The 4912-nt window shown below is 62.6% G+C and carries 6 protein-coding genes; 4 read left to right on the top strand and 2 right to left on the bottom strand.

All coding sequences use genetic code 11. The features are described 5' to 3' along the window. The first annotated feature begins 85 nt into the window (after positions 1-85). The gene (locus RWT78_RS28295; protein WP_003945233.1) at positions 86-829 is read left to right on the top strand and encodes a hypothetical protein; all 744 of its coding nucleotides are present in this window, start codon (positions 86-88) and stop codon (positions 827-829) included. A 78-nt stretch (positions 830-907) separates the two neighbouring features. Next, positions 908-1306: a hypothetical protein gene (locus RWT78_RS28290; protein WP_042448789.1), complete on the top strand. Its 399-nt coding sequence runs from the start codon at positions 908-910 to the stop codon at positions 1304-1306. Here the strand turns inward: RWT78_RS28290 and RWT78_RS28285 are convergent. After that, a complete protein-coding gene (locus RWT78_RS28285) occupies positions 1297-1755 on the bottom strand; it encodes a MarR family winged helix-turn-helix transcriptional regulator (protein ID WP_125051636.1) in 459 nt (152 codons plus the stop codon). The two genes, RWT78_RS28290 and RWT78_RS28285, sit on opposite strands and share 10 nt — an antisense overlap. Before the next feature lie 85 nt (positions 1756-1840). On the opposite strand from RWT78_RS28285, the gene RWT78_RS28280 reads away from it, so the two are divergent. Then, positions 1841-3271, top strand: a complete 1431-nt coding sequence (locus tag RWT78_RS28280; protein WP_234551721.1) for an MFS transporter — start codon at positions 1841-1843, stop codon at positions 3269-3271. A gap of 235 nt (positions 3272-3506) precedes the next feature. Then, a complete protein-coding gene (locus RWT78_RS28275) occupies positions 3507-4007 on the top strand; it encodes a nuclear transport factor 2 family protein (RefSeq protein ID WP_007726289.1) in 501 nt (166 codons plus the stop codon). On the opposite strand, the gene RWT78_RS28270 is transcribed toward RWT78_RS28275, so the two are convergent. After that, complete coding sequence (locus RWT78_RS28270) at positions 3994-4776, bottom strand: DUF1906 domain-containing protein (protein WP_003945204.1); 783 nt, start codon at positions 4774-4776, stop codon at positions 3994-3996. The two genes, RWT78_RS28275 and RWT78_RS28270, sit on opposite strands and share 14 nt — an antisense overlap. Between the last annotated feature and the right edge of the window lie 136 nt (positions 4777-4912).

Below are 4912 nucleotides of genomic sequence, written 5' to 3'. Positions count from 1 at the left end.
CCCCTCGAGCCGTCAAACGCGGAGCTCGCCTAGGCGCCCGCGCGGTATGACTAAGGATGGGGAAACAGTGCTTCGAACCCGAGGTATGCGAAAGGCGTTCACCGCCGTCGCTATTGCCGCAGTAGCAGGACTGGCATTGCCGGCACAGGCAATGGCCGATCCGGCAGCACCGCCCGCACCCGAAAGTGTGCCGATCGAGTTCCTCGCATCGTTTGCGCCCGCCATCATCGGCGCCGCCGCAGGTCCGGCCGATGTTGCAGGCGGACCGCAGCAAGCGTTGCTCGACCAGGCTCGCGCGATCCTGAACTCCCCCGGCATTCCGCCCGAGATCAAGGCCACCCTCGAGAAGGTCATCACCTTCCTCGACGGCAGCGGCGGCGGCGGACCGGCGATCCCGGACGAGAACGCCCCCGTCATCGCGCAGTTCCTCTACCCGACGCTTGGCAAGGGCTGCATCTCGGCCACCGCCGATTCGGTCGGAACTGCACTTGCCGTTCCCGGCCCGGCCCACCTGCCTCCTCCCGGTCCCGCTGCCGGTCAGGCCGGATTCGTCTTCACCGCTCTCGGTACGGCTCCCGCCGTCGACGACCAGCCGGTGCCGATGACCGTCACCTGGGTCAACATCGACAACCAGCGCAGCGCCACCCAGAACTTGACCAACGCCGCACGCATCAACCCGGACGGCCCAGCCACTCTGTCGGCTATCGCCGATACCGGCCCCGGACGCGTTCTCTCGGTGATCAGCGGTTCGCTGACCACCCAGCCGGAAGGCGCAGATCGCATCACCTGCAGCTTCCTTCCGACCGTGGGCATGTTCGCGGTAGCTTGATCGAAGTCTTGTGAAAGGGACCCACCGAATTTCGGTGGGTCCCTTTTGCATCTCCGATCACCGTGATAGACCCGATAGATGGGACATCTACGAGTGGACATCACGCACGGTCGTCCAGAGAAGAAATCCGGCCCAGACCAGTCGATACGGTCACACAAGTCGACGCGATCGATACTGTCCATCCGATCCGAGGGGTCCATTCTCTCGATCGGATCGGCGTACTCGATCCTGTCGATCGGTAGCGTCGGCTCTTTTCTTTCGATCGGAAGCATCGGGTCTACGGCGTCGGTCCTGAGTTCGGGCTCGTTCGCCAGTCTCGGGTCCGCGCTGTCCGGTCTCTCACGTTGGTCACTGCTCTCCTGGCGTGGAAATCATGCAGCCCCCGAAGAACACCCGAAACTTGTTGTCATTGCGCCGGAATCGGATTCGAGCGATCCGGACCGCTCACTACGATCCGTCTCGCACTCTCAGACCTGATTCGGTCGCGGCCATTCGCGGCCTTCCAGCGCTTCGACCGAGGTATTGAATTGCCGCAGTAGGTCACCGAGCGCGAGACGCTGCTCCGGCGTCCACTCGCGGAGGACCTTTTCGACACCGGCTGTCGAATGTTCGCGATCAGCACGAAGTTTCGACAGCCCCAGCGCCGTCGGCCGGACCTTTCGCGCGAGCCCTCCGTCCGGATCCTCCACTCGCTCCACCAAGCCCTGACGCCTCAGCGCGCCGATCTGCCGGTTGATGGTGGAGATGTCGAGCGAGAAAGCGCAGGAGAGCTCCTTGAGGCTCATGGGATGTTGCAATTCCAGTCGACCGAGCAGTAGATACGCCGACCGGTCCAGATGAAGTTCGGCCCGTTGTGCGAGCGCGTGGTAACGCGAGAGCAGAGTCAACTCGTACTCGATATTCACCAGATCAGGGTCCCGGTCCATCCTCATATTGTGCAGACTACACACGATGTGTAGCGTGCACACTGGGGCGAACGCACCAATCAGAACACGCCATGGCGGGAGCCGCATGTCCGTTCACGCAGGGTCGTCCAATGTCGACGAGAAAATCCCCGACACGAACTACGCATCCTCGGGTCCAGTGCTCACCGTTCTAGGACTGTGCGGAATCGTCGTCGCCTTGATGCAGACGCTGGTAGTCCCCATCATTCCGCAATTGCCGCACCTGCTGAACTCCACTCCCGCCGACACCTCGTGGGCGGTCACCGCAACACTCCTCGCCGCCGCGGTGATCACGCCGATCAGCGGGCGCCTCGGCGACATGTTCGGCAAGAAACGAATGCTGCTGGTCAGTCTCGGGATGGTCGTTCTGGGCTCGGCCATCTGCGCGATCGCACCTTCACTGATCGTGCTCGTTGTCGGCCGAGCACTTCAAGGAGCATCAGTCGGGGCAATTCCATTGGGCATAGCCATCATTCGTGACGTTCTTCCACCGAAGAAAGTGGCCGGCGCGATGGCGGTCATGAGCGCCACCCTCGGCGTCGGCGGTGCGATCGGACTGCCGATCGCCGCGGTGATCGCCCAGAATGCCAACTGGCACTTCCTCTTCGTCACATCGGCAGCGTTCGGGCTGATCTGCATCGCACTGGTTGCGTTCGTCATTCCCGAATCGACCGTACGACGCCCGGGACGTTTCGACTTCGTCGGTGCGCTCGGCCTCACCGTTGGTCTGATCACCCTGTTACTCCCCATCACCAAGGGCGGAACCTGGGGATGGGGCGACGCGAAAACCCTGGGGCTCCTTGCGGTTTCCGCGCTCAGCTTCCTGATGTGGGGATGGTGGGAACTTCGACGCAACGCACCGCTGGTGGACCTCCGCGTATCGGCCCGGCCGCAAGTTCTCTTCACCAACTTCGCGTCGATCGCCGTCGGTTTTGCCATGTACGGCAATTCCCTGACGCTCCCCCAACTGCTCATGGCACCGACGTCCACCGGTTACGGACTCGGACTGTCCATGGTTGCAGCGGGACTCGCACTGGCCCCCGGCGGACTCGTCATGATGGCGCTCTCGCCCGTCTCCGCTCGAATTTCGGCTTGGCGCGGCCCGCGAATCACGTTGATGCTCGGCGCCCTCGTCATCGGATTGGGTTACGCCTTCGCATATTTCACGGTGTCGAGTGTCTGGCAGGTCGCCGTGGCCGGAATGTTCATCGGAGCGGGCGTCGGGCTCTCGTACTCGGCCATGCCGGCCTTGATCATGGGCGCAGTCCCCATCACGGAATCTGCAGCCGCGAACGGACTGAACTCACTGATGCGATCGATCGGCACGTCGACGTCTGCCGCGATCGTGAGCGTCGTCCTGGCCGGAATGACCATCACCGTCGGCACCGCAGTGATCCCCTCGTTCGAGGCGTTTCGTGCCACGTTCCTGATCTCCATCGCCGCCGCCGTCGTGACGATGGTGTTCGCCGGGTTGATTCCCAAACAGAAAGTCTCGTAAGGGAATCAACCCGGCGGAGGACTCACTTCTCCGAAGAGCCTTCGATGCTGCCCGTCTGCAACTTCGACAGAAGTGTGTAGATGAAATTGATGATGATATCCACGTGGTGCCCTCTCACATAACGGGTCCCCGACCCGCCAACGACGGTACCGCAGAACTCTTCTCCATCGAATCGCCGACAATCAATTCTGCAACGTGTTCTAATTTGAGGCGACGACTACCCGAGGAGCCTTTCATGACCTGGACACGCACCGAACTCGAAGACGCCTTCGCGGGTTACCAGAACACCGTTGTCGAGTGCACTCGTTCCGGCGATTGGAACGCCTTCGCGGACATGTTCACCGAGGACGTCGTCTACGTGGAACACGCTTTCGGCACCCTCAATGGCCGAGAGGCCGTACGCAAGTGGGTTACTCGCACGATGACGGAGTTCCCCGGGCACCGCATGACCGAATTTCCAGCCAACTGGTTCGTGGTCGACGAGCAGCGCGGATGGATCGTGTGCGAGATCGACAACCCGATGGAGGATCCGGGTGACGGATCCAAGCACGGAGCCGCCAACATCACGATCCTGCACTACGCCGGCAACGGACTGTGGTCTCGCGAAGAAGACGCCTACAACCCGATGAACTTCCTGTCGATGGCAAAAGCATGGTGCCTCGCCGCGGAAGCGGCGGGCACCCTCCCCGATGACGCCAAGGCCTGGCTCGCCAAATTCGGCGCTATGGTGCGATAGATCCTGTCGGCAACGAGGATCCGACCGGCTGGGCCGGACCGACCGCACCGGCCAACGACCACTGCCCGTAGTCCCGAGTGAGGATCGAGTTCAGATCCACGCCGACGCCGTCGACCTTGCGCTTGTCGATCTCGAACTGATGCAGGTTTGCCCGCGGGTGCACATACCCTGCGGGCGAGCCCCAGTTGTGCTGCCAGAACCAGGTTCCGACGCCGGCACTGATCATTGCGTCGATCACGCGAGTGTTTCCGTAGACGCCGAGCGCTCCGTTGCCGACAACCGAGGCCCACCCCTCGAGGTACGGCGCGATCAGCGTAGTGATTTCAGTAGTGGTCGGGTTGTCGTCGATCGACGCGTAGATCGGCCGACCGGACGGCCCACCAGCCGCCGCATGTAGTTCGAGGCCACGGGCAGCATGACGCTTGCCCGCTTCGCGGGCCCCGCGCCAGTCCGCCGTTCCGCCCTTGCCGAATTGATAGCAAGAAACGACTTGAAGTCCGGCCGCAGTCAACGCGTCGGTTTCCCGCGCCAGTACGGGCTTGCCGACCATCCAATCGGCGCCCGGGCGCCTGTCCGAAACGTATCGAATGGCGCCCGCATACCCGGCGGCCTTTATCGCCTGAGCGGACGGCACACCGGCGGCGTAATCGAGCAGGGTCCCGAGCGAACCGGCATTGGCCACCGACGTCGTACCGCTCAATGCAGCGAGTCCGGCAGCCGCCGATCCAGCCGCTGCGTACTTGAAGAGGTTTCTTCGCGAGACGTGCACAAAGCTCCGATCATCGGCGTGTCCCGCTCGAAGTGGCGGGCAGGCAAGCTATCTTCTTTCGCTCGCATTCCACCACAGTCACATCATCCCCGCCATGCACTTGGCCAACATGAGCCACATTTGCGACAAATGGGCT

Origin of the sequence: uncultured Rhodococcus sp. (assembly GCF_963525155.1) — a bacterium.
GTDB classification, from domain to species: domain Bacteria; phylum Actinomycetota; class Actinomycetes; order Mycobacteriales; family Mycobacteriaceae; genus Rhodococcus_F; species Rhodococcus_F qingshengii.
Note: the sequence above shows the minus strand (reverse complement) of the source record. Positions and strands in the feature narration are given on the sequence as shown.

Bases quoted from the DNA above. Each gene is read 5' to 3' on its own strand.
- RWT78_RS28280 (WP_234551721.1), top strand. From the start codon at position 1,841: ATGTCCGTTCACGCAGGGTCGTCCAATGTCGACGAGAAAATCCCCGAC.
- RWT78_RS28275 (WP_007726289.1), top strand. From the start codon at position 3,507: ATGACCTGGACACGCACCGAACTCGAAGACGCCTTCGCGGGTTACCAG.
- RWT78_RS28290 (WP_042448789.1), top strand. From the start codon at position 908: ATGGGACATCTACGAGTGGACATCACGCACGGTCGTCCAGAGAAGAAA.
- RWT78_RS28295 (WP_003945233.1), top strand. From the start codon at position 86: ATGCGAAAGGCGTTCACCGCCGTCGCTATTGCCGCAGTAGCAGGACTG.
- RWT78_RS28285 (WP_125051636.1), bottom strand. From the start codon at position 1,755: ATGGACCGGGACCCTGATCTGGTGAATATCGAGTACGAGTTGACTCTG.